The organism is Bernardetia sp. MNP-M8, from assembly GCF_037126285.1.
Classification (GTDB): domain Bacteria; phylum Bacteroidota; class Bacteroidia; order Cytophagales; family Bernardetiaceae; genus Bernardetia.
This window is the reverse complement of sequence record NZ_CP147012.1, coordinates 3,191,674-3,216,546: the sequence shown is the minus strand read 5'-3', so window position 1 is coordinate 3,216,546 and position 24,873 is coordinate 3,191,674. Positions and strand designations below refer to the sequence as shown.

Here is a 24,873-nt window from a genome sequence, read left to right as displayed (position 1 = left end):
CCGTTGTTAGTATCCCTACCAACAACAAAACTGAAAAAAAATTTATGATTGACAATAACATCTATTATACGCCCCGACAAATTGTTGAGGAGCTTGACAAATATATCATTGGACAACATGATGCCAAAAGAAATGTAGCCATTGCGCTGCGTAATCGTTGGAGACGTATGCATGTCAAATCAGATATGCAACGTGAAATTATGCCAAACAATATTTTGATGATTGGCTCAACAGGTGTTGGTAAAACAGAAATTGCACGTCGTTTAGCAAAAGTAGCAAATGCTCCTTTCGTAAAAGTAGAGGCTTCTAAATTTACAGAAGTGGGTTATGTAGGACGTGATGTAGAAAGTATGGTGCGTGACTTGGTAGAACAGGCTGTCAAATTGATACAAACTGAAAAACGTGATGCTGTCAAGCAAAAAGCAGAACAAGCCGTAGAAGATATTATTTTGGATGCGCTTATTCCACCTTTAAAAAACAGACAACCTTCTACTTCCACAACGCCTTCTACTGTTGGCTTTTCAAATGATGAAATGCCTACTTCAGATGCTGAACTTAACGAAAGAACAAGAGAGCGTTTTAGAGAAAAATTACGTGCTGGAGAATTAGAAGACAGAAAAATTGAAATTACTTTAGAGTCTAGCAATAACCCTGGTGTAGGTGTTGTTGGTGGTGCAATTGATGAGGTTTCGATGATGAACCTTCAAGAAATGTTAAGTGGAATGTTGCCTTCTCGCTCAAAAAAGAGAAAAGTTACCATAGAAGAAGCTCGTAAACTTCTTTTAGAAGAAGAAGCCTTCAAACTCATTGATATGGATGAAGTAAAAATAGAAGCCATCAAAAAAGCCGAAAACTCAGGAATCATTTTTATTGATGAAATTGATAAAGTAGCTTCTTCTGGAAACAAAGGAGGAGGAGCAGATGTAAGTCGTGAAGGTGTTCAACGTGATTTGTTGCCAATTGTAGAGGGAAGTGCTGTTACGACCAAACATGGAATTGTCAATACAGACCATATTTTATTTATTGCTGCTGGTGCATTTCATGTTTCGAAGCCATCTGATTTAATTCCAGAATTACAAGGACGCTTTCCAATTCGTGTAGAACTTAATTCTCTTACAAAAGAAGATTTCCATAAAATCTTGAAAGATCCAAAAAATGCACTTAGTAAACAATATGTTGCTCTTTTGGATTCTGAAGGTGTAAAACTAACCTATCAAGAAGATGCTTTAGAAGAAATTGCAGATATTGCTTTTCATATAAATTCAGAACTTGAAAATATTGGAGCAAGACGTTTGCATACAGTTATGAGTCATTTGCTCAATGAAATTTTATTTGACATTCCTGATACTATTCCTCCAAATGCTCATGTTGTCATTACCAAAGATATGGTACAAGAAAAGCTAAAAGCTCTTATTAAAAATAGAGATTTGAGCCAGTATATTCTGTAACTTTGTTTTATAAAAAAAGGCTTTGTATCATTTTTGATGCAAAGCCTTTTTTATTTGTTTGAAATAATTTTAGTACCATTCTATATCAACAGCTTCTAAATCTACATCTGGAAAATTATACTTTTCTATCAACAACTTTCTTGAAAATGATTTTTCTTGTGGGTCTATCATAGAATATAATAATTCTTTTATTTCATCTAGCTTTTCTTTATCTATGCTTTGAGCTAAATCCCATACTTTATTTACAGTATAACCTCCCATAAGTGTACTGGCTTCCATAACTCCACTATTAATTTTTAAAAGGTTATCTGCTCGTTCTATTACTTCTAAAAATTTGGTAAACGTAAATGACAAAGAACTTCCCCATTGCATTTTGTAGTCTTCTAATTGCTCTTTTTTTCGTTTTTTATAGCTTTGTGATTCTATATTATCAACATACCTTTCTACATCGTTATTAATTAGTTTATACTCAAAGGGCTTTCTATTTCTCAAAAATTTGCCGTTTTTAAAATTTTTCGATACATCTTCTCCTATATCAAATGCTTTCATTAAAGATTTGAGTTGTTGTAATCTATAAAGTTCTGGAGGATGAGAAGAAGTAGCTTCTTCATTCCAATCTGATCGATTTGGAACTAGATTTACAAATTGGAGATAAATATCTAAAAAATCTTTTACTGTATAAAATGTAGGAGTAATTCTAGTATTTCCAATATAGATACCCAATATTTTTTTATTTGCATCATTCCAAGAAACAACTAAGTTTTTATCAGAGTAAAAGTAATAATGCGAACTATATTTCTTTTCTATAGAATCTGCTTTGCCAAATAAACGCTCAATATCTTGTGCCTCTGTTATTTTCAAAGCATCTAAACCTTCTTTTCTAATCAAAAATTCTACAATCTTATTATCTGATGTTCTATAACAATAAAAATCGTTATTGTGTGTATTAACCCAACCATCCCCAGTAATCTCTTTTTCTGTTATAGATAGTTTATCTAATAATATATTGCTATTTTGATTAAGACGAACACCCAAAAGAGTGATTTCATCTAAGTTAAAATCTTTTGTCAAAATGTTAATATTTTCTTGTAATTCCATAAAGTATAATGTTTTTTTTGATTAAAAATAATAAAACCACATCTGACAAAAATCAAATATGGTTTTATAGAAATTAATAAATATTAAAAATTACTCTTCCGTATTCTCAGGCAATTTCAATCCACTCAAAACGCTACTTAATTGCGTTCCTTTCAAAAGATTTCCAAAGACATCAGCGATTGATTTTCCTCCCAAAATAGCCAATGGAGCCATAGAATCTGCCATTTTTTGAGCCAATTCTTTATCAGAGAAAGATTGTAAAGCTGCAATCAAATCTGGAGAAACGGCTTTTGCTTTTGCTACAACGGCTTCTACTTCGGTTTGCTCTTCCAAAATAAACTGTTCTAATTCTTTTTGTGCTTTTTCTAACTCTACATTATTGACAGCTTTTTGTCTTGAAAGCTCGTCATCATTGATTTGATTAAGTGATTTTTGTTCGTCTAATCGTGCTTGTAAATGACGTTCTTTACTAATTATTTCGCTTTCAATTTTAGTAAGAGTTACTTCTAAGAGTTTTTGAGTTTCTTGTTTTTGAAGCTCATAAATGGTCTGTTTTGTTTCGGATTGTGTAGCAGCAATTTGTCTTGTAATGGCTTCGCTTTCTTGTGTAAATTCTAGTTTTCTTTTTTCAGAATTGATACGCAACGTTTGCATAACAGTATCTTGCTGCGAAGAAATCAATAAATTTTCAATGTTTGCATCTCCCAAACTTATATCCAAAATTTCTACGTCATAAATACGCATTCCATTTTCTTCAAAAAGTCGTCCTGTTCGTTTTCCTGTTTTCTTATCTGATTCTCCCAAAATAGCATCTCTCAAAATAGTAATTCCATTGGCATAAAATTCCATAATTGGGTATCTTCTGACTGTATTTCGAATATACGAACGCATGTGGTCTGTCAAAAATTTGACATAATTTTCTACATTGAACCATTTATCCGAACTTCCTTCAAAATTGACACGATACGAAAGATGAATTCTTACTTGTGTATAATCTGCTGATTCTGCCATTATTTCATCAGAAACTTTATTGTACAAAACTCTCAAATAAACAGTTTTAATAGAATTATCTGTCGTTTTTGGAGTTCCTGTTGAAAGTTCAATTCCTTCCAATTCTTCATCATATTCTAATAAATAGGATTGAGGACCTTCAATAACCTTTCGTTTTCCAGTCTTGCTGACCACCAAAACAGCATAACCTGTCCAAGGTGCAATCGTAACAGCTCCTTCATATTTTGTATCTAATGTAATCATGCGAGGTGGCGTGTGCGTATTATCACGATTAAACTCATCACCTACCATTTCATCTGAAATTTTTGCTTTCTTACGTAGTTGTTGAGACTGTTGAGGAGCTTGATTTTGTTCTTGAACTTCAAAATCAGTTACAAAATTATCATTTTTGGCAATATTTTGTAAGGCTAAATTATATTCTAAGGCTTCATTATTATTTGGAAACCATAGCGAAGTTTGTTTTTTGGAAAGTACACGACGCACCAAAACAAATTCTCTAGGGTCAGGTAAAAACATTGCTGCACCCTTCATAAGGGCAACTGTTCCTGTTTTTCTATTCAAATAATAACGTCCTTCTCCTGCTGGAATCGCAATGGCATAATGGCGTTCTTTTGTTCCGTAACGAACAATGGCATGTTCTGGACGAGGATAATAAATCATTTGATCTTTTCCTGTAATGAAAAGTTCGTCGCCTTCTTTGTACTCATTTTTTCCTTCTTTGTAAGGCGCAATTACTTTTATATAAAGTCCACTCATTTCATTGAGTTCGATGGCTTTAAATTTTCGCATTCCATTTTTTTGAATAAAAACCTCTGTCGGTTCAGGGAAGACTACTTTTGGTCCTTGAATATAGCGTTTGTTTCCGTCTTCATTCAATAAAATACAATATTCCAAACGCTCTAAAGTTACTGCTTCACGTACATATTCGTCGTCGTCTGCATACTCATCTCTGACTACTTCGATGCCTGTTGGTGGAATATAAAATGAAACTTCATCGCCACGAATAATCAGAAGTTGTCCCATAGTTAGGGTTTCTGCTACTTCGTTTAGTTCTTTTGCCTCATTTGCTTCTCCTTCTTTTGTCTTGATGACTGATTTTCCCCAATTTGCTCGTGCCTGTTCTTCATCATAAATGCGAACTAACAAATATTGATTCGAACTCAGATTATGCCCACGAATAACTCGTGCCATTTGTCCTGCCCAAAGCGCAAAAGAAATAGGTCCTGCAATATTTACTTTTCGTCCTACATTGAGTTCTGCCAAATTATTACTTGTTCCAATCTTTGGAGGATTTGTGTCCTTTGAAGGATTTTTTAATACTACATACCATCCTTCAGGAGCAATAATAAAAGAGCGCATAGAATCCTCTAAATTGCATTTTTCGAAACGCTTTGTAGCAGGGTCAAACATAACAGGACGGTCAGTATTGGCAAGACTGGTCTTGTAAGGACCTACATAAACATTTATGTTTCCTTTTGTTTGGTCAGAAATAAAAGCGTATTCATTAGGAGCTAAAACTAAATCTCGTTCTCGGTTTACGTCAGACATAAGTTATTGGTGTTAAGTTAAAATGATAGATAAATTTGATGGTTATGAATAGAATACTTTGTGATAAAATTCTTCCTCAAAATAAGAATAAATCAGAATTTTACAAAGGATAAGCCTAGTTAGTGTAAAAAATACAATAAGATATTTATATTCCTTAACGCTACTTTATAAATAAAGGTTTCATTTTTTTTAAAGTAGCAGCATTTTTGTTTTAATTTAAAAAAATTAGTTCTATTTGTTTGACTAAGGAAGAAGAGTTAAATAAGCTGCTATTTTCAAACATACAATTGGCTGATAATAAATGAATTAAATTTGTAATTTTTAATTAGCTTCGCTGCTTTAATAGGTCGTAATTTCCTAAACTCCTGTCCTTATGAAAAATTATCTGTATTTAATTTTAATTATTCTCTCCTTTTTTTCGTGTACAAAAGAAGATCTTGTAGTAGAAAAACGTAACTATAAAATGGGTTTTACTACCTTTCCTTATGATTTTAGTATGGAAGCTGTAAATTCTACGTACTTATTTATAGAACAAAATGCCGATATTTATTCCGAACAGATAGACAATAAAATTCCTTGGGAATCACTTTTAAATCAAACTGATTTTCCTACTGAATTTGTAGAAAATATAGATGGGAAGATTAGCCGAAAAATAAATAGTCATCAACTTCTGCTTTCTGTAAGTTTATTAAATGATTTTAGAAATGATTTAAAAGAGGGATATAATGAACAAATTCCGATTTACAATTCCTTAACTGATGAACATATAGAAAATGCTTATTTTCGTTATTTGGAATATTTGGTAGATCGCTTTTCACCAGATTATTTGGTAATGGCAATGGAAGTAAATGAATTGAAACGTTCTAATCCGAGTAAATGGAATGAATACAAACTTTTATCAGATAAATTAAGAGTTCGTTTGAAGTCAAAATATCCTACTCTCAAATTAACCGAATCGTTTACTTTACATACTTGGTATCAACAATCAACGGATTTTATAAATGATGTTCGTACACAAAGTGAAAAATCAGATTTTTTGGCGATTAGTTTTTATGCTTTTGTGATGCAAAAACATACAAAGGCAGAGTTTCAAGGTGCATTTGATTTTTTACACACTCAAACTTCTAAGTCTATCGCTTTTGTAGAAACAAATGCTTTAGCACAAGATTTGTATATTCCCAATCTGAATAACTTGTTTATTCCTTCGTCAGAAGTCGAACAAAATGTTTATTTAGAAACTCTTTTAGAAAATGCTCAAACCAATAATTATGAATTTGTAATTTGGTGGGCGCATAGAGATTATGACAAACTGTTAGCTTATTTTCCAAAAGAAAGCCAAGATTTAGGAAGTATTTGGAGAGATACAGGTCTTTTGGATGAAACTGGAAAAGAACGTCCTGCTTTTTCTACTTGGAGAAAATATTTTGAGATGTAAAAATTAAATTTAGAATCTAATAAAGGATACTATTATTGGTAAGAAAAGCATTGGAATTATAGCTTACCTATTGATTCCTAAAAGTCTAAATAATCGCTTTATATTAAACTTTGGAAGAGGGGGAGCTGGTTCTGTAAAAGGATGCTCTTTTTCTTTTATGTGTTCTTTAGCCTTTTCTATTAGCTCATTATCTGTCCAAGGTAATTTTTTTATACTCAAGTTAGAATCAGAGTTCTTATCCAAATTACCAATATATCCAGCAGTCATATCTATATAATCATAAAAACCACCATCATATGATTTCCAAGAAGAACTTTCATAACAAAAAAACATAGATTTTCCATACTTTCCTTCTCTCTTAGTCAAGCATAGAATATCTTCCTGTTTAGGTTGATAATCAAAATCGAAAGCATGTGAATTATTCAAACATTCAAGTACACCATTAATAGTTAGACCTTCTTCAAGCATATCTTGAGACATAAGAGCTACACCCATCACTATACTTTCTTGTACATCTAAAATTTCTTTAATGTGTCGATATAAAGTCCAATTAACATTAGACGATATATCTGAATCAATTTTCTCATGTTCACAAGTACAAAATATAATTCCTGATTTTGGTTTACACATAGCTTCATATTATTTATTTTCAATGAAAATTCATGGTCATTTTTGATGTTTTAGTGTAGTCATGCTACCGAATAAATACATCAAACCTACTCTTAAACAACTTTTATAAAATAGAATTATATTTTCACTCCTATAATAGCTATATCATCTCTCTGAGGTGCATTTTTTTGAAAATCTTTTAAGGTTTCTAGTAATACTTCTTTCTGTTCTGATAGAGGTAAATGTTGTAGACTCTCTAATCTTTCCATAAATGCTTGAGTACCTATGCGTTGTTCATTGGGAGCATTTTGATCGATATATCCATCTGTTGTTAAATATAATATTTCTCCTTTTTCTAATTCTAAGGAAGTTTGAGTGAAAGGTCTTTTATTGCTTTTGTTTCTTCGTCCTCCAATAGAACGTCTGCTTCCTTTTAGTCTTTTTATTTTATCGGTCTTGGTATAAAATAAACTATTTTTTGCGCCTGCAAAAGTAACTTTTGTTTTTCCATCATTTTGCAGATTCTCTATTCTACAAAGCACTAAATCCATTCCATCGCTATTTTTTGCTTGTTGTTGTTGTAGAGCAATTTGTATTTCTTGGTCTAATTTCTCTAAAATATCGACAGGTTCTTCTATCTTTTGAAGATTGATGAGTTCATTAAAAACTGAAATGCCTATCATTGCCATAAATGCCCCTGGAACGCCATGTCCTGTACAATCTGAGACAACTAAATAGATACCTCTAGGTGTATGACTTAGCCAGTAAAAATCACCACTTACTACATCTTTTGGCATATAAATAAGAAAATTTGCACCCAAAATTTCGTCTAATTTTTCTTTTGCAGGTAAAACTGCGTGTTGGATTGTTTGAGCATAACGAATGCTGTCAGTAATTTCTTGATTCTTTTTTTGGATAGTAGAAAAAGATTTTGCGTTCGAAAGTGCAATAGTAATATAAGATGCTAAAGCTCTCAAAACAGAAACAGATTCTGGAGTGTATGCGTTTTTCTCAAAACTTTGTACAGTAAGAACTCCTGCTGGTTTGCTATTAAGAAATAAAGGAACATAGATTAAAGAACTCGTCAAATCGTCTTGTCTAATTTCTTTGATTTCTTTATAATGCTTGTACTTACTCTCCATGTCATTTATCCAAATCTCTTCTTTTTCATTAAAAGATTTTACAGACAAAAGTGTATTATCTTCCAAAGAATCTGACGAGCTAGGTTGTAACTCTCCTTTTTCTATATAATATTTAAAGTCTAATGTATTATTGAATTCATTATAAATACCAATTCCAAAACCATCAGTAGGCATTAGGTTAGTTACTTGTGTATAAATAGTTTGTATTATGATTTCGATGTCTAGTTCTGCTGTAACTTGTTGTCCTATTTTACTTACTAAATCAATATTCTTATATGAGCTTTCTAACCTTTCGTGTTGGACTTGTATTTCCTCTTTTTGTTGGTTGATTTCAGCCGTTCGTTGTTCTACAGTTTTTTCTAGTTTTTGATTTCTTATTTCTATTCGTTGTACTCTCCATCTATAAACAAAATATAAAATAAGAATGAACAGAACAAATATAGCTATTTTAAAGGTTATAGTTTGATATAACAGAGGTTTTATTTCGAATCTAAGAGAAGCTACTTCCTCACTTTTTAGTCCCTCTTCATTATATGCTTCTACTTTAAAAGTATATTTTTTAGGAGGAAGACTTGTATAAGTAGCTTTTCTTTCTTCTTCTGCTAAAATCCAATCTTTATCTACACCTTCCATTTTATATCTAAATTTTACATCAGAAGGACGTACAAAACTAAGTCCTGAATAGTCAAAAATAATACGTTGTGTACCTGCTGGAAGTATGATAAGTTCTTTGTTATTGACTATAGATTTTCCATCTACCGTCATTTTATTGATAACTATATTAGGAGGTGTTTGATTCATCGGAATAGAACTTGGGTCAATAGAAGCAACCCCACCCACTGTAGGAAACCAAAAATGTTCATCTGAAGTTTTTAATGAAAATGCAGCTCCCGAGCATTGATTTTCTTTCATTCCATCACTTTTATTAAAAAGTTCGAATGGAAGTTTATCAATTTCTCCTGTAGTAATTTTTTCAAAGTCTTTTTTGGCAATTACGAAAACCCCTTGACTTGTTGTACACCAAAAGTTACCAGATTTATCTTCTAAGATATCAAAAACACTTGAAAAAGGAAGTCCATTTTTGGCAGTAAAATTTGTAAACTTACCGTTTTTTATTTTACTAATACCTTGTGTAGATGTTGCCCAAACAGTATTTTCTTCATCAATATAGGTGCTAAAGATAAGTTCACTCACTAATCCTTGTTCGGTTAGAAGATGCTCTATTTGCTTTTTTTCTTTTAATTTTATGATACCTGCATTATTTGTTCCTACCCAAATAATTCCGTCTTTATCTTGGTTGATGGACATTATAAAATTGGAAGGAAAACCTGTTTCTGTATTGTGATAAGAAATTTCACCTGATGGAGAAATTATCGTAATACCTCCTGTTCGTGTTCCTATCCATATATTATGATTTGTATCTTCAAAAATAGTTCTGATAATATTACTTGAAAGTCCATTTTTTTCATTGTAAAATACTTCTTTTGTATAGGGTATTTTGGCTAATGGATCAAATTTTTGAAGTTGCACAACTCCGTTATCAGAACCTATCCAAACAGAACCATCATGCGCCTTTTGAATTGCCTTTATACGAGCTTTTAGGTTTTTGATAGGATACTTAAAAGCCATAGCATTGCCTTTATGAATAAGATTGAGTTGTGGAAAGTCTGCTCCTACTAGAATAGTATTTTCGTCAAAAACTTCTAATACATTTATAGAGTTATTCGTAAATCCATCCTCTGTGGTATAGTTTGTAAACTTTCCTTGTTTAAGTTGAACAATTCCTCCTTTGTAACAAGTAAGCCAAATATTTTTTTCTTTATCCTGAATAACTTTGCGTACAATATTATGAGGCAATCCATTTTCTTCATTCAATCTCTCTATTTTTTCATCTTGGGTAACTCTAATTAATCCATTATTCGTTCCTATCCAAAGGCTACTAAAATTATCTATATACATAGAATTGATATAATCTTGAGAAGCAATTTCTAGTGTTTCGACTTGGTTATTTTCTATAATAGCAATTCCTTCGGTCGTTCCGATATACAATTTCGGATTTTTATAATTTTCTTCGTATAAAATTTCAGTGACATTATTGGTAGGTAAACCCTCTTTTTGAGTAAATTCTTTTACTTTTTTACCATCAAAATGAACTAACCCTACTCCAGTAATGGCAAAATAGATATTTCCTTGTTGATCACCTTCAATTTTTTTGACAGTAGTATTCTTATAGTCTGTTACAACTCCTGTTACATCTGTTATTCCTTCCCATTTTATTAACTTTTCATTTTCTACAAAAAAAATTCCTTTCCCTCTTGTTCCTAACCAAATTCGTTTGGGTTTATTATTTCTACTTTTCTCTATAAAAATAGCTTCTATACGTACGGATAAAGTATCAAATAAAGATTCAATTTGACGGTTTTTATAGTGTACAAGTCCATTTCCTTCTGAGCCTATCCAAATTTCTGATTCTTTGCCACTTTCATTTGATTCTACTTCTATTGCTGTAAAACTATTGGTATTAAATTCAGGATTAGTAGAGTTAGTATAAGTCTGAAAGTTTGCGCCATCAAACTTGACTAGTCCATCATATCCTGTTACCCAAATAAAACCTATATCATCTTGAATAATGTAATTTGTTGTATTTGAAGGCAATCCTTCGGCTGTTGTCCAGTTGGTAAGAATATATTGAGTAAGACTTTTATCAGGCAAAAGTCCTTGTTGGGCAGTCGTATTGAGCTGTGGCTGTGCATAAGAAACTACAGACAGACAGCAGTACAATATAATAGCTGTAAAAAAATTAATATAATATACTCTATTTATCATTTTAATAAGTAATTGTTCTTACAATCTATTCTTTATATATTAGTAGACAGAAACTTAAGCTCTAAAACTGCAAATCATTCTATTCAATAATACTAATTTTTTGTTGATTATCAAATTAGTTAGTCCAATTCAGGCTTACTTTTCGATAAAAAACTCAAAATAATGAGCATAAAAAAAATCCTATCATCATTTCTGAAAATAGGATTTTTGCATTACATATTTTTTTAGATTCTTGGAGGATTGTAACTATCATCATCATTTCTACGCTTTTGAGGTTGCTCTTCTGGATTGGCTATTGACTCTCGCATAAGTGTATCGGCTTGCATATTTCGAAGTCTTTGATAATCCATAATTCCAAAGTTACCATTTCGTAAGGCTTCTGAAAGTGCTTTCGGAACTTCTGCTTCTGCTTCAATTACTTTTGCTCTTGATGCTTGTGCTTTTGCTTTCATTTCTTGCTCTACTGCAATCGCCATTGCTCTTCTTTCTTCGGCTTTTGCTTCGGCAACTCTAAGGTCTGCGTTCGCTTGTTCGATTTGAAGTTTTGCACCAATATTTTCTCCTACGTCAATATCTGCAATATCAATAGACAAAATTTCAAATGCTGTTCCTGCATCCAATCCTTTTTCTAAAACCAATTTTGATATTCTATCAGGATTTTCTAAAACATCTTTATGAGAGTGAGAAGAACCTACTGCTGTTACAATACCCTCACCAACACGAGCCAAAATAGTTTCTTCACCTGCACCACCAACAAGTTGAGCAATATTTGCACGAAGTGTAACACGAGCTTTTGTGATCAGTTGAATACCATCTTGTGCTACCGAAGTAACTGCATTAGTGGTAATTACTTTTGGATTAACAGAGATTTGAACAGCTTCTGAAACATCTCTACCTGCCAAATCAATTGCAGCAGCTTGTTTAAAACTCAAATCAATATTTGCTTTATCGGCTGCAATCAATGCTTTTACAACTTCTTCAACGCTACCACCAGCCAAAAAGTGGGTTTCTAGGTCAGAGGCTGTAATTTCTTTTAATCCTGCTTTACTAGCATTAATAAGAGGCAAAACAATTTTACGTGGACGAACATTTCTGATTCGCATCGCTACTAGCTCTAATAAACCCAAACGAACTCCTGAGAAAATAGCTGTAATCCATAAATTAACGGGAATGTAGGTTCGGATAACATAGGCAAGTCCTAATACGATTATACCGAGAATACTAAATAGAATAATCTGTTCTGTCGACATAGTGTTTTTTTATAATGTTTAAATGAAGTAGCAATTTAATAAATTGTTGTGAAACAAATGAATTTTTTATTTTAAAAAACTGATTCAAACCAAGATTCTATAAAACGTTTTTTCTAAAAAAGATATATTTGCTTTAAACACCAAACTAAAAAAATACTTTATAAAAACTAAAATCAAATCATATTAAGTAACTGAGCAAAATTATTTATATACAAATGGAATCTGTCTGACATCTCAAAGGTGTATTGACAGTTTAAACTTCCACTTTCTAATTTTTTTCTTAGATATGTTTTATTTTGCTCAGTTAATTATTTATGTGCATTTAATTTATTAGTGTCATTACGCTAAAAAAGGCGACATTTTTTGTAAAAAGAAGAATTTACAAATCCGACCTTAACAAACTGACCACAATGCCTAACTTATCATAATTTTTACAACACCACCATTTATTGGTAATAAGAGTTTTCTGTATCAGAATAATTTATATTTTTTTCAACTCTATATATTACAAAATACAATTGACGTTTTTATTTAAAAATACTCACAAATCCATATAATTCACTTCTTTTTACAAGAAAAATAAAATTTTTGTTTGAATTGTCATAAAAAATTAGAATTTTAGATGTTCTAATGCACAAATTCAATTTACAATTTAATTTTATCCCTCTTTAATGGAAAATATCATTTATCTAGTACCTCTTTTTGGGGTTCTTGCGCTTATTTATACAGCCATTCGTTCGGCTTGGGTCAGCAAACAGCCTGCTGGCGACGAAAGAATGACCACAATTGCTCGCTACATTGCCGAAGGTGCAATGTCATTCTTAAAGGCTGAGTACAAAGTTATGGCTGGTTTTGTAGTCATTGCTTGTTTGGGTTTGTTTTTCTTAGGAATGACAAATGCTAATTCACATCCTGCTATTGTAGGTTCATTTATTATTGGTGCTTTTTTTTCTGCATTAGCTGGTTTTATCGGAATGCGTATCGCTACAAAAGCGAATGTAAGAACAGCAGAAGCTGCAAAAACAAGTCTTTCTAAAGCCTTAGATGTTTCTTTTGCAGGTGGTGCAGTTATGGGAATGGGCGTTGCTGGTTTGGCTATTTTGGGAGTAGGCTCTCTTTTTATTGCTTTTTACTGGTATTTTGTGCAGCGTGTAGGCGTAGGAGTAAATGGCTTAGAAATGGAAATGGCTCTTGAAGTCTTGACAGGATTTTCTTTAGGAGCTGAAAGTATTGCTCTTTTTGCTCGTGTAGGAGGAGGAATTTATACAAAAGCTGCCGATGTAGGAGCTGATCTTGTAGGAAAAGTAGAAGCAGGAATTCCTGAAGATGACCCTCGTAACCCTGCCACAATTGCTGATAACGTAGGTGATAATGTAGGAGATGTAGCAGGAATGGGTGCAGACCTTTTTGGTTCGTATGTAGCTACTATTTTGGCTGCCATGATTTTGGGTAGAGAAATTAAAGTTTTTGATGAGTTCAATGGACTTTCTCCAATTCTTTTACCTATGATGATAGCAGGCTTGGGAGCAATTTTTTCTATGGTTGGTGCTGCATTTGTTCGTGTAAAAGAAGGTGGAAATGTACAAACAGCTCTAAATATTGGAAACTGGGCTGCAATTCTGCTTACTCTGATTGCTTCTTATTTCTTGGTAACTTGGATGCTTCCTCAAACGATGAATTTTAGAGGTTTTGCATTCTCTTCAATGGGCGTTTTTTGGGCAATTGCAATTGGTCTTGCCGTAGGAGCAGCCATGTCTTATATTACAGAATATTTTTGTTCAATGGGAAAAGGTCCTGTAAACTCTATTATTAAACAATCTGCAACAGGGGGAGCAACAAATATTATTGCAGGTTTGGCTGTCGGAATGCACTCTACAACACTTCCAACATTAGTTTTGGCTGGTGGAATTGTAGGAGCTTATGCAGTAGCTGGGTTTTATGGTGTTGCTATGGCAGCAGCAGGAATGATGGCAACAACAGGAATGCAGCTTGCCGTTGATGCATTTGGTCCTGTGGCTGATAATGCGGGTGGAATTGCAGAAATGAGTCATTTAGCTCCCGAAGTGCGTGAGCGTACAGATATTTTAGATGCAGCAGGAAACACTACGGCTGCCGTAGGAAAAGGATTTGCTATTGCTTCAGCCGCCCTTACTTCACTTGCTCTTTTTGCTGCCTTTGTTGGTATTTCTGGAATTAGTGCGATTGACCTCTATAAAGCTCCTGTTTTGGCTGGACTTTTAGTAGGAGCGATGATTCCTTTTGTGTTTTCGGCGTTGGCAATTTCTGCCGTAGGTCGTGCAGCTATGGAAATGGTTAAGGAGGTTCGTCGTCAATTTAGAGAAATTAAAGGAATTATGGACGGAACAGGAACACCTGATTACGACCGTTGTGTTCAGATTTCTACAAAGGCTGCCATTCGTGAAATGATGTTACCAGGGGCGATTGCGATTATTGTTCCTATTGTTATCGGTTTCGGATTTAAAGGCGTTTTTGCAAATGTGAGTTCTGCCGAAATTTTAGGTGGACTTTTAGCAGGTGTTACTTCGTCAGGAGTTTTAATGGCAATGTTTCAGTCAAATGCTGGTGGAGCTTGGGATAATGCTAAAAAATCTTTTGAAAAAGGAGTTGAAATTGATGGTAAAATGTATTACAAAGGTTCTGAACCTCACAAAGCTGCCGTTACAGGTGATACAGTAGGTGATCCTTTCAAAGATACTTCTGGTCCTTCAATGAATATTTTGATTAAACTTATGTCTATTGTTTCTTTGATTATTGCTCCTCACATTAGCGTAAATGAAGGAAATCATTCAGAATTAGAAATTCCTGTTCCAAAAATTATTCAAGTAGAGAATAGTCAAAAGAAATCTGATTTAGCTTTTAATTCTAATACTAGTAAAATTATTATTTCTGATTTTAAGAAATAGTTTAAAATAGTTTAGAAATAGTCTGAGATAAGCTTTTGATGTATGACTTTTCAGCAAAAAACCTTTTACTTTAGGAGAGTAAAAGGTTTTTTTATAGTTGATATTTCTCCTATTGATTATTCTCTATTTTTTAAAAATCCAAACCTGGGAAATAAGCTGCTTCGCCTAATTCTTCCTCTATTCTGAGAAGTTGATTGTATTTTGCCATACGATCAGAACGAGAAGCCGAACCTGTTTTGATTTGTCCTGTATTGAGTGCAACTGCCAAGTCTGCAATTGTGTTGTCTTCTGTTTCTCCACTTCTATGCGACATAACGGTTTTATATTCGTTTCTATGTGCAAGATTTACAGTATCAATTGTTTCTGTTAGTGTTCCAATTTGATTTACTTTTATCAACACCGAATTAGCTACTTGCTTTTCAATTCCTTCTTGTACTCGTTTTACATTCGTTACAAAAAGATCATCTCCAACTAATTGAACTCTATCGCCAACAAGTTGAGTTAGTTTTTGCCATCCACTCCAATCATCTTCATCCATTCCATCTTCAATTGACAAGATAGGATATTGCTTGCACCAATCTGCCCAATATTCAGCCATTTGGTCAGAAGTAAGTTTGTCGCCAGTTGACTTATGAAAATGATATACTTTTTCTTTTGCATCATAAAATTCTGAACTTGCAGCATCAAGAGCAATAAATACATCTTTACCAGCTTGGTAACCTGCTGCTTCAATGGCTTGTAAAACAACTTCAATCGCTTCTACATTTGAGCGAAGATTTGGAGCAAATCCTCCTTCATCACCTACATTTGTAGAAAGTCCTTTTTTCTTCAAGACTGTTTTTAAGTGATGAAAAATTTCTGTTCCCATTCTCAATGAATCTGAAAAACGCCTTGCGCCAACAGGCATAATCATAAACTCTTGAAAATCAATAGCATTGTCAGCGTGCGAACCTCCATTCAAAATATTCATCATTGGCAAAGGAAGTGTGTTTGCATTTACACCACCAATGTAACGATACAAAGGAAGATTTGCTTCTTTTGCTGCAGCTTTTGAAAGAGCAAGCGAAATACCAAGCATAGCATTTGCACCTAATTTTGATTTATTGGGTGTTCCATCAATCTCAAGCATCAGTTTATCAACAATATTTTGGTCAAAAACTGAAAAACCAATAAGCTCAGGCGCAATAATTTCATTTACGTGTTTTACAGCTTGTAAAACTCCTTTTCCTAAATAAGCTGTTTCATCATTATCTCTAAGTTCGACAGCTTCGTGTTTTCCTGTCGATGCACCAGAAGGAACGGCAGCACGCCCCATATTTCCTTTTGAAGTGTGCAAATCTACTTCAATAGTTGGATTTCCTCTTGAATCTAAAATCTGACGTGCGTGAATATGCTGAATTTGAGCCATGAATAAAGTGTGTTTTTTTGGAATGAATATGAGTAAAGATTGGAAACTTATTATTTTGTTACAAAAATAAGTACGATAATACAAAGGTAGTTTCTTAATTGAAATATGGCAAGTTTGAACCTAAATCTATCTCTATCTTTAAGTTAGCTTAGTATTATTTATAAAAATGTAGCAGAAAAAGATAGAAGTAAGTGTTTTAGATTTAAAAAATCTGAATAATTATTTAGATAAATCGTTTTCTAACTAGATTTTTGATTAAATTGAAACTAAAACTATTTGCTTTTCTTAAAAGTTGAAGAAGTAGAAGTAACTTAAGAATAAATAATAGATGCACTTAATAGATGCACTATTTTTATTGGTATTGCCACACTCAAACATAACAAATACTATATTATTTTTCTATAAAATAGATTTTTACAAGCTAACTTTATAGAAAAATTATCTTCTTAAAACAGCTTTAAAATAGATAACACATACTCACTAAAAGACTTTATTAGCTAATTTATGTTTGTTAGCTAAACCAATTTGAATTTATGCGTAAAAAAATTAGAGAACGACTCAAAAAAACTTCTCATCGAATCCGTAATCACAGACGAATAGAGGGTTTTGAGCGTTTTTTGGGGAATGTTCATTTTAGGAAAAACCCAGAATTTAATTTGTATTTAATTTTAGGAATTTTTTTTTCTAAGATACAAAAAGATGCCGTTCCTGACCGTGCCAGTGGGATTGCTTTTAATCTTACTTTAGCTATTTTTCCATTTGTAATCTTTTTGTTTACTCTTATTCCTTATTTACAAATTCCAGATTTAGAAGAACGTATCTTTACAGAACTCAATGCCATTGTTCCTAATGGGATTTACGCTTTTATAGACACAACCATTTATGATATTGTCAGCAAACAGCGAGGAGGACTTTTATCTTTTGGTTTTGTGGCTGCACTTTTTGCTGCAACAAGTGGAACAATTGGTTTTATGGATGCTTTTAGCCGTTCACAGCGAATTATTGATAAGCGAAATTTTATCAAAAAAAGAATTACAGCTCTTAGCTTAACACTTATTTTTACAGTTCTTTTATTGCTTACCATTGTCTTAATTATTGTAGGTGAATACCTACTCAATTTCTTGATTTTTCATGACCTTATGAGTCAAGATGGACTCTATTACAGCATTCAAATTCTGAGATATATTGTTGCCTTTTTAATTATTCTTCTTACCCTTTCTATGTTGTATCGTTTTGCACCAGCTCTTAAAATTCCTTGGCGTACGTATGGTGTAGGTGCAATTTTGGCTTCTTTTTCGTGTGTTGCTGTTTCAGTAGGATTTTCGTATTATATAAATTACTTTAATACTTATAATAGATTGTATGGTTCGATTGGAACTTTCGTAGGATTTATGTTTTGGCTCTTTGTTATTTCTTTAGTTATTCTTTTTGGTTTTGAGATAAATGTAAGCATAGAAAAAGCACGAAAAATAGCTGTCAGAAGGCGTAGAGTATGGCGAGAAAGCATAGCTAAAGATTTAGAACTACAAGACAAGGAAAAACAGGAAGAAGCAAAAATAATAAATGAACCACAAAAAGCAGAACCAGACAAAGAAATAGAAGCTGAAGAAAATAAGATTAAAGAAGAAACAGAAAATAAAAATGAAGAGAAAGAATAGAGAAGATAAAGACTAGAAAAGACTAGATTTAACATCAATCAAATTAGAACTATACTTATCTATCTTACCTTACTGATGAGCGCATAAAAAAACTCTTTCCCAAACTGTCTTTTTAGTTTTGATTAGTTTTGAGAAAGAGTTTTTTATAAGTTTGGAGGAAATTAATTTCCTCCACTACTTCCACCTGTTGTTGTCCTTAGTGGTTTTTTATAATCTTTGTTTCTAATTGATTCAATAAACTTCGACCAAGCAAACGGATTTAGAAGAGGAATAGAAGGCGCAAAAAACTTATTATTTCTTGAATTGAGATTTTGTTGCATCAAATATCTATAATTCGAATTAGCATTCATTGGCATATTTGCAGCCATTTGATTAAGCCTTTCACTATCCAAATTTTCTTTCATTTGTTCTATAAGTGGGTCAGAGGTATCCATTGCCAAAACCATGTCTTTAAACTCTGTCGAATTTTTATATGGCAAAACAACAATTTCATTTAACATCTGAATATTTTCTTTCAAATCTATCACAACAGAATATAAAGGTTCTCCTCGCTTAGGAATCACTATTTTTGAACTTTTATAGCCTACTGCACTTACCATAACAGTATCGCCTTCCATAGCTGGCATCGAAAAATAACCTAGCGCATTTGTTACACTTCCTCGTCCTGCTCTAGGAATATAAATATGCACGCCCGAAACACCATACAAACTATCGCCCTCCACTACAATTCCTGAAAAACGAACCATTTGATTCTCTCCTTGTCCAAAGGAAAAAGATGAAAAATAAGTAGTAGAAATAAATACAATTAGAAAAGTAATTCCATATTTTAGAATCGAGTTTTTAATTGAAGTTTTTGTAAAATTTGCAATTTGGCTCATAGCTTATTTAGTTAGTGTTTCTTTTTATTTAACCAAAAATTTCATTCTAAGTAAAAAATTTTGAATCAATAATTATGTTGAAAGTATTTTTTTAGTCAATTTATTCTACTAAGATAATAGATTTTTATATCCTTTTGTTAGGTTGGTTGTAGATTTATGTTAGATTTTTATATTTTTAATTCAAATGATATAGAATTGTTTGTGCAAAGGGAGAAAAGTGAGCTGTTTTTTGATTTGCTTTTTGCAAGCCTTCATTTGTCCAACTATTGCAAGTATAGAATAAATGATAATTACCTTTTGCTTCAAAAAAATAGTCAGAATTAGAATATCCTTTTTGTGGTAACCGAATAAATTTTGTCTGATTAGTTATATGCTGCACTTTACTTTCGGAATCTTCTCTTACAGTTCGGAAACTCATTGTAATATGTTGCAATAACTTCTGATATTCCTCTTTTTTTAACTTTATTTTCTTACAGTTTTCATTTTCTAATAGGTTATTTTTATAAAAATCTAAGTGCATAAGTGTTTCAGAGGGAACAAAAGCAGCATTCAAACACGCAGAAACAGAGGGAAAACCTCCATTATAAGATTCATTATAAAAACCTTTATCTCCCCAACCAACAGAAAGCCATTTATAAGAATTAGTTTTTCCTAAATAAGAATTAAGGATAGAATCTTGACTGAGAACTTTGAAAAAATCAGTTTCAATTTGAATAGGAATAACAATATCAGTATGTAATCCATTTGAGGTCACATAAATCTCTATCTCATTGTTTTCTAAATTAGAGTTTGATGCTTTTGGTTTGACAGTCCAAATATAACCTCCAATAAGCACAAAGAGTAGATAAAAAGAAATGCTAAAGAGAATCATTTTGAAACTCCAACGCAGAAAACAGAATAAATAGTTTTTTTTTCGACTCATTTTTGTAAGAATTATTAAGTTGAGATTAAATTAACTTACTCACTAGATGTCATAAGTTCAGAAAATCCATAAATTCAAATTATTGCTTACCTATTCTTTTTTCTTGAACTCAAAAAAAGCCTTCACTAAAACGAATTAGTAAAGGCTTTTTTGTATAAAAAACTGATTTAAGATTCAATATTAATTATGTCAAAGGGTCTAAATTACCCTCTAAAACATCATCAAATCCATTTTTCGTGTGTTTTTCATAATTTGTTGGTTTATCAAACGGACGTTTGCCAATCAATTTTTCCAAATCACTTTGAAATAATACTTCTTTTTCCAAAAGTTCTTTTGCAATTAATTCTAAATGATTTCTATGCTTTGAAAGTAATTCTTTGGTAAAAATATATGCTCTTTCTACCATTTCTTTTACTTCTTCATCAATAATTTGGGCTGTTGCATCAGAGTAAGGTTTTCCTGAAAACTCTGAACGCTGTGCATCATAAAATGAAACATTACCAATTTTTGGATTCATTCCATAGACAGAAACCATACTATATGCCATTTTTGTAATTCTTTCAAGGTCAGATAATGCACCTGTTGAGATTTTACCAAAAGTAAGCTCTTCGGCTGCACGCCCACCTAAAGCCATACACATTTCATCAGTAAGCTGTTCGACAGTATATAAAAACTGTTCTTTTGGTAAATACTGTGCATATCCTAAAGCTGCAATTCCACGAGGAACAATAGAAACTTTAACCAATGGGTCTGCATGCTCTAAGAACCAACCAGCCACAGCATGTCCTGCTTCATGGTAAGCAACAATTTTCTTTTCTTCTGGAGAAATGATTTTGTTTTTCTTTTCTAGCCCACCAATAACTCTATCAATGGCACTTTCAAAGTCAATCATTCCAATTTCTTTTTTGTTTTCACGAGCAGCAATCAAAGCAGCTTCGTTACAAACATTTGCAATTTCTGCACCTGCAAAACCAGGGGTTTGGGCAGCTAATTTTTTCGCATCTATTTCAGGAGCAGTTTTCAAAGGCTCTAAATGAACTTTAAAAATCGCTTCTCTTCCTTTAATATCTGGCTTATCAATACTAATTTGTCTATCAAAACGACCTGGGCGCATCAAAGCACTATCCAAAACATCTGGACGATTGGTAGCTCCTAAGATAATTACACCTGCATCGGTAGAAAAACCATCCATTTCCACTAAAAGAGAGTTCAATGTATTTTCACGCTCATCATTCGAACCAGGTTGCTTTCCACCACCACGAGAACGACCAATTGCATCAATTTCATCAATAAAGATAATACAAGGAGCTTTTTCTTTTGCTTGTTTGAACAAATCACGTACACGAGCAGCCCCAACACCTACAAACATTTCTACAAAATCAGAACCTGAAAGCGAGAAAAACGGAACGCCAGCTTCACCAGCAACAGCTTTCGCTAGTAATGTTTTACCCGTACCTGGAGGGCCTACTAATAGAACACCTTTAGGAATCTTTCCACCTAATTCTGTGTATTTTGTTGGCTGACGAAGGAAATCTACTACTTCTTCTACTTCTTGTTTGGCTTCATCTAATCCTGCAACATCTTCAAAAGTAATTTTTACTTTATTTTCTGTATCAAATAAAGAAACTTTAGCTTTTCCGATATTAAATATCTGTCCACCAGCTCCTCCACCTGTCATTCTACGCATCAAAAACCAAAAAGCTACCAAAATAAGAATCAAGAATCCCCAAGTGAAGATTACTCCACTAAAATCAGCTTCTTGTCCTACATCATATTTTATACGTTTATCAGCAGGCAAATCAGCTTGAAGTTTATCAAAATCTTCTTTAAAACTCTCACCACTTGTAATATTTAAAAAATAATGAGGTGGTTTTTCGATAATTGCGCCAAAAGGATTTTTTTGTTTTAGCTCATTTGCATATTTATCTTTTTTAAGAGCTTCTTCTGTAAGTGTAAGCTCTACAATATTTTTATTTGTAATGAGTTTTACACTTTCAATATCTCCAGCACGAGCCATTTTATCAAAATCTTGTTCATAAGTTTTGATAGTGGTACTTTGATTGAGATACCATGCTCCCAAAATCAGTGCAATCAGAAGACCAGACAACCAAATTTGATAGTTGCCTCCTGTACCTTTTGGTATATTATTACGAATTGGATTCTTCGTGTTTTTGGTATTCTTTGTTCCCTTGGTGTCTTTTTCTGTTTTAGTATCTTTTTCTGTCGCCATTTATAAAAAAGTATATAAGTAGTATAATTTATAGGATTTGTTTTAGAATGAACTAAATACTAAATCTATTTTATATTTCGGTTTCTAATTGTATTCAACTATGAATCTAAATTATCGGTTATGTAAACGAAAAGTTAGTTCTATTGTTTGTAATCATTTTATCAAAAAAAGCACAAAACAGAATTATTCAAAATTCTGTTCTGATTTTTACCATTTTTTATATCTATTCTGTTCTAATCCAAATCAGGAATTTGAGTAATTTTTGCATCTCCCCAAAGTTCTTCTAAGCCAAATCGATCTCTTTTTTCAGCTTGAAAAATATGAACTACAACATCTACATAATCCATCAAAATCCATTGACGATTTTCTCTACCTTCTACGTGCCAAGGGTCTTGTTTATATTGTTTGTAGGTTTCTACTTCTACCGAGCTTTTTAATGCATCTACGTGCGTATCAGAAGTTCCAGTACAGATAATAAAATAATCTGCAATAGAATTTTTGACATCACGAAGGTCAAGAAGAGTAATTGATTTTCCTTTTCGGTCTTGAAGACCAGCCACTACAGCTTGAGAAAGCATTTGTGAAGTAACAGACTGTTTTTGAGTCATAGTATAGATTTAGTATTTTTATTCAAAAATTAGAGGAAAGCGATTATTTTTTAAGCAGCTTTCATAATTTTGATTTTATTTATTTTTACTTATTAACGAATTTGCACTCTTGAATTACAAGTAGGATAAAGATTTTGTTCCAATTTTGAGATAAAATCAAATTTATAGTATCTAAAAACTATACTGTAGCCAAAAGTTTAACTACAAAGATACAGTATTAATAAGTAAATTATAGTCAAAATATTCATTTACAATGAGCAATTACAAAATTCATACAAAGGGACTTTTTATAGGACAAAATCAAATTTATCTGCCAAGCTGTCAGTCTACCAACGAGAGTTTGGCTTTTCATACTACCGAACAGAAAAAAAAAGCACAAAATACACTTTTTGAAGGAACGCTTCTTTGGACAAATCATCAAACACAAGGAAAAGGACAACGAGGAAATAGTTGGACAGCACAAGAAAATCAAAATCTTACTTTTTCTATTTTGCTTACTCCTACTTTTTTATCTCCAAAAGAATCTTTTTGGATTACCATCGCTGTTTCGTTGGGTGTTCGTGATGCGCTAGAGGAAGTTATGAAAACTAATTATCCAGATATTGCTGATTCTTTTCAGATAAAATGGACAAATGATATTTTTATAAATCATCAAGTTGGGAATGAATACAAAGACCAAAAAATTGGAGGGATTTTGATAGAAAATCAAATCAATTCACAATCAATAAATCAAAGTATTGTAGGAATTGGAATTAATATCAATCAGATTTTTGATAAAAATGACACTACCAATAGAGCTGTTTCATTACAGGAACTAACTGGAAAAGAATGGAATAAAGAAAATATTTTAACTGAAATTCTATTTTTTATAGAAAAACGTTATTTGCAATTAAGGGCAGGAAAAAAAGAAATACTTAGAGCTGATTATCTTTCTCATCTTTTTCGATATCAAGAATGGCATTATTATAAAGATAAAATCAAAAATCAGAAAATTACAGGACAAATTTTGGGAATCAACCCAGAAGGAAAACTAGCCTTAGAGGTAGCAGGTCAAAATGGAAAAATTAGCTATTTTGAGAATAAAGAAATTGAATTTTTATACACATAAACTAATCTCATAAAAAAACTTTAACTAAATATTCTTAGAGAATAAATAGTTAAAGTTTTTGCTTTGATAGTCTTAAATAACAATTTACTGATGTTACGCAGTTTAGTGTTCTGTGTGCCACAGAACACGGATTTAGTTTTTTTCAACCCTGCTCTGTGGCACACAGAGCAGCCTTTTGAGTAACATCAGAATTTACATTAAAAACCGTCATCGTCCATATCTGTTCCTTGCCCTCTCTTTCCTCTATTTTCTTTCATTTTATCTTTTTTCTCAGCTTTCTTTTTCTCGTAAGCTGCATATTGTGCATCTGTAAAAATACTTTTTACTTGGGTATCAAACTCAGTCATGATTGCTTTACGTTGCTCTCTTTTTTCAGGACTTTTTCCCTCATTTTTTATTGCATCAGTTGCTGTAATTCTTGTTATAAGAGCAGTTTTGAGTTGAGCAGTTTGTGTATCATTCAATCCAAATTCAGTTTTCCATTTTTGAGAGCGTTTTTCTGCTTTTTCAGTGGGTGTAGCATCATTGTCACGTTTTCCTCGTTTTTGAGCAAAAGTTGTAGTCATTCCAACAAAAAAGAAAAGAAGTGATAAAAGAGCAATTTTGCCAATAATGTTCAAAGTGATTTTTTGAGTTTTCATAATTTTTAAATAAAAAAAGTTTAGTGACATTTAATTTAAGTAACCCAATCAAGAAGTTTGATTAAGTCGTTTTCGTAAGGTTAGATACCAAGTAAAAATGAAGGTTTAATCTGATAGAAAAAAAAATTC

16 protein-coding genes are annotated in these 24,873 nt (G+C 32.3%); 5 read left to right on the top strand and 11 right to left on the bottom strand.

Translation table 11 applies throughout. The features are described from left to right. Window positions 1–44 precede the first annotated feature (44 nt). Window positions 45–1,448, top strand: a complete 1,404-nt coding sequence (gene hslU / locus V9L04_RS13160) for an ATP-dependent protease ATPase subunit HslU (protein WP_338790271.1) — start codon at window positions 45–47, stop codon at window positions 1,446–1,448. 69 nt (window positions 1,449–1,517) lie between these two features. On the opposite strand, the gene V9L04_RS13155 is transcribed toward hslU, so the two are convergent. Both V9L04_RS13155 and V9L04_RS13150 read right to left on the bottom strand, forming a co-directional pair. Further along, window positions 1,518–2,546 (bottom strand): hypothetical protein, encoded by a 1,029-nt coding sequence (locus V9L04_RS13155; RefSeq protein ID WP_338790270.1) that lies wholly within the window; start codon window positions 2,544–2,546, stop codon window positions 1,518–1,520. Between the two features lie 90 nt (window positions 2,547–2,636). After that, complete coding sequence (locus V9L04_RS13150) at window positions 2,637–5,105, bottom strand: hypothetical protein (protein ID WP_338790269.1); 2,469 nt, start codon at window positions 5,103–5,105, stop codon at window positions 2,637–2,639. A 373-nt stretch (window positions 5,106–5,478) separates the two neighbouring features. Here V9L04_RS13150 and V9L04_RS13145 point away from each other — a divergent pair, with 373 nt between their 5' ends. Then, window positions 5,479–6,540: a hypothetical protein gene (locus V9L04_RS13145; RefSeq protein WP_338790268.1), complete on the top strand. Its 1,062-nt coding sequence runs from the start codon at window positions 5,479–5,481 to the stop codon at window positions 6,538–6,540. A gap of 63 nt (window positions 6,541–6,603) precedes the next feature. On the opposite strand, the gene V9L04_RS13140 is transcribed toward V9L04_RS13145, so the two are convergent. From V9L04_RS13140 to floA, 3 genes are all read right to left on the bottom strand, one after another. Further along, window positions 6,604–7,170, bottom strand: coding sequence for a hypothetical protein (locus V9L04_RS13140; protein WP_338790267.1), 567 nt, complete (start codon window positions 7,168–7,170; stop codon window positions 6,604–6,606). A 116-nt stretch (window positions 7,171–7,286) separates the two neighbouring features. Further along, window positions 7,287–11,117 carry a two-component regulator propeller domain-containing protein gene (locus tag V9L04_RS13135; protein ID WP_338790266.1) on the bottom strand — a complete coding sequence of 1,277 codons (3,831 nt, stop codon included), beginning with the start codon at window positions 11,115–11,117 and terminating at the stop codon, window positions 7,287–7,289. 224 nt (window positions 11,118–11,341) lie between these two features. Then, the gene (gene floA / locus V9L04_RS13130; protein WP_338790265.1) at window positions 11,342–12,367 is read right to left on the bottom strand and encodes a flotillin-like protein FloA; all 1,026 of its coding nucleotides are present in this window, start codon (window positions 12,365–12,367) and stop codon (window positions 11,342–11,344) included. A gap of 671 nt (window positions 12,368–13,038) precedes the next feature. Between floA and V9L04_RS13125 the strand changes: the two genes are divergently transcribed. After that, complete coding sequence (locus V9L04_RS13125; protein ID WP_338790264.1) at window positions 13,039–15,291, top strand: sodium-translocating pyrophosphatase; 2,253 nt, start codon at window positions 13,039–13,041, stop codon at window positions 15,289–15,291. Window positions 15,292–15,421: 130 nt separating this feature from the next. Here V9L04_RS13125 and eno read toward each other — a convergent pair whose 3' ends face one another. Beyond that, complete coding sequence (gene eno, locus V9L04_RS13120; protein WP_338790263.1) at window positions 15,422–16,699, bottom strand: phosphopyruvate hydratase; 1,278 nt, start codon at window positions 16,697–16,699, stop codon at window positions 15,422–15,424. Between the two features lie 533 nt (window positions 16,700–17,232). Between eno and V9L04_RS13115 the strand changes: the two genes are divergently transcribed. Further along, window positions 17,233–18,357 carry a YihY/virulence factor BrkB family protein gene (locus tag V9L04_RS13115; protein ID WP_338790262.1) on the top strand — a complete coding sequence of 375 codons (1,125 nt, stop codon included), beginning with the start codon at window positions 17,233–17,235 and terminating at the stop codon, window positions 18,355–18,357. Window positions 18,358–18,518: 161 nt separating this feature from the next. Here V9L04_RS13115 and V9L04_RS13110 read toward each other — a convergent pair whose 3' ends face one another. From V9L04_RS13110 to rsfS, 4 genes are all read right to left on the bottom strand, one after another. After that, window positions 18,519–19,235, bottom strand: a complete 717-nt coding sequence (locus tag V9L04_RS13110; protein WP_338790261.1) for a carboxypeptidase-like regulatory domain-containing protein — start codon at window positions 19,233–19,235, stop codon at window positions 18,519–18,521. Window positions 19,236–19,410: 175 nt separating this feature from the next. Further along, a complete protein-coding gene (locus tag V9L04_RS13105) occupies window positions 19,411–20,157 on the bottom strand; it encodes a DUF2459 domain-containing protein (protein WP_338790260.1) in 747 nt (248 codons plus the stop codon). A 184-nt stretch (window positions 20,158–20,341) separates the two neighbouring features. Continuing rightward, complete coding sequence (gene ftsH / locus V9L04_RS13100; RefSeq protein WP_338790259.1) at window positions 20,342–22,387, bottom strand: ATP-dependent zinc metalloprotease FtsH; 2,046 nt, start codon at window positions 22,385–22,387, stop codon at window positions 20,342–20,344. Between the two features lie 233 nt (window positions 22,388–22,620). Next, window positions 22,621–22,995, bottom strand: a complete 375-nt coding sequence (gene rsfS, locus V9L04_RS13095) for a ribosome silencing factor (protein WP_338790258.1) — start codon at window positions 22,993–22,995, stop codon at window positions 22,621–22,623. 253 nt (window positions 22,996–23,248) lie between these two features. On the opposite strand from rsfS, the gene V9L04_RS13090 reads away from it, so the two are divergent. Then, window positions 23,249–24,103: a biotin--[acetyl-CoA-carboxylase] ligase gene (locus tag V9L04_RS13090; protein ID WP_338790257.1), complete on the top strand. Its 855-nt coding sequence runs from the start codon at window positions 23,249–23,251 to the stop codon at window positions 24,101–24,103. A 197-nt stretch (window positions 24,104–24,300) separates the two neighbouring features. On the opposite strand, the gene V9L04_RS13085 is transcribed toward V9L04_RS13090, so the two are convergent. Then, a complete protein-coding gene (locus V9L04_RS13085; protein WP_338790256.1) occupies window positions 24,301–24,744 on the bottom strand; it encodes a hypothetical protein in 444 nt (147 codons plus the stop codon). Between the last annotated feature and the right edge of the window lie 129 nt (window positions 24,745–24,873).